This is a genomic window from Kytococcus sp. HMSC28H12, assembly GCF_001816045.1.
Classification (GTDB): domain Bacteria; phylum Actinomycetota; class Actinomycetes; order Actinomycetales; family Dermatophilaceae; genus Kytococcus; species Kytococcus schroeteri.
Genome location: NZ_KV824603.1, coordinates 1 through 1,130, shown reverse-complemented (window position 1 = coordinate 1,130; position 1,130 = coordinate 1). Strand labels below are relative to the sequence as shown.

The window sequence follows — 1,130 nt, the reverse complement described above, 5'->3', positions numbered from 1 at the left end:
GCCCCACACGCCCCACGGCTCGCGGCGCTCGAGGGCGCCCTCGAGGCACAGGGTGCGCACGGGGCAGTCGAGGCACAACGCCTTGGCGTGCTCGACGCCGGCGGGGGTGTCGGCGAACCAGGTGTCGGGGTCGTTCACGAGGCACGGCAGGGGGCTGCCGGCGGCACGGGCTTCGTCGATGAGGGTCTGGTGGTGATCTGCCAGGGCCAACATGCCTGGGAGTCCTTCCGGGGTCCTGCGGATGGGTGCCCGTCGGGGCCACGCACGGCTGCGCGGCGGTGTGGGACGGGGCGGCACGCGCCGGGGGCTGCGTGCGAGGGCACCGGGGTCCGGTCGGGGGACACGGGTGCCGTGGTGGGAGCGGCCGGTGGCCGGTCCTGGGCGCGGGGCGCAGTGGGCGCCGCGACGTCGCGTCAGGCCACCAGGGGGAACGCGGTCGAGGCGGAGCGATCTCGCGTCATGCGGCCGGTGGCCGGCACGAGGTCAACACGCCCACGGGCGTCCGTGGCGGCAGCGCGGGCATCGAGTGCCACTGCGGTGCAGGTCAGGGTGTTGATCATGGTTCTCGCTCCTCCTTCCTCGATCGCGGTCAGGTACCCACCCGGCAGGAGCCGCAGACGACTCCCGGAAGGTGTGGCCCCACCCTAGAAACCCCTCCACGGCGGGGGCAACCGATTTAACGGATCCGCCCGATTCGTGACCTTTTCGAGACCTGCGGGTCGCAGGAGGGCCGGCTCAGCCCGCGGCCTCCTCGCCGAAGACCTCGTCGGCCACGGCCTGCGGGTCCTCCCCGCCGAGCACCCGCATCACCGACGGACCGAAGCGCTCCAGCTTGGCCCGCCCGATGCCGGACACGCCCGCGAGGTCGGCCACCTCGCCCGGGTCGGCGGTGGCGATCCCCTCCAGCGTCACGTCGGTGAACACCGTGAACGCCGGCTTGGAGGTGTGCAGTGCCACCGCCTTGCGCCAGGCCTTGAGCGCCTCGAAGGTGGCCACGTCGTACTCCGGCGGGCAGTCGGCGCAGCGCCCCACCTTGGCCTGGGTGGCGTTCTCCAGCGGGACCCCGCACTGCCTGCACACCGCGGGCCGGGCTCGGCGCCGCGAGCGCCCGCCGCCGGGCTCGGCCGGGG

At 74.4% G+C, this 1,130-nt stretch carries 3 protein-coding genes; all 3 read right to left on the bottom strand.

The features are described from left to right. On the bottom strand, window positions 1-213 hold a 213-nt coding region (locus tag HMPREF3099_RS12490), incomplete at its 3' end, for a WhiB family transcriptional regulator (protein ID WP_141762106.1). Window positions 214-413: 200 nt separating this feature from the next. Then, on the bottom strand, window positions 414-560 hold the full coding sequence (locus HMPREF3099_RS13060) for a hypothetical protein (protein WP_168168508.1): 147 nt from the start codon (window positions 558-560) through the stop codon (window positions 414-416). 175 nt (window positions 561-735) lie between these two features. Further along, window positions 736-1,130: HRDC domain-containing protein (locus HMPREF3099_RS09465; protein ID WP_202816737.1), on the bottom strand; the 395-nt coding region annotated here is incomplete at its 5' end.

Bases quoted from the DNA above. Each gene is read 5' to 3' on its own strand.
- HMPREF3099_RS13060 (WP_168168508.1), bottom strand. From the start codon at position 560: ATGATCAACACCCTGACCTGCACCGCAGTGGCACTCGATGCCCGCGCT.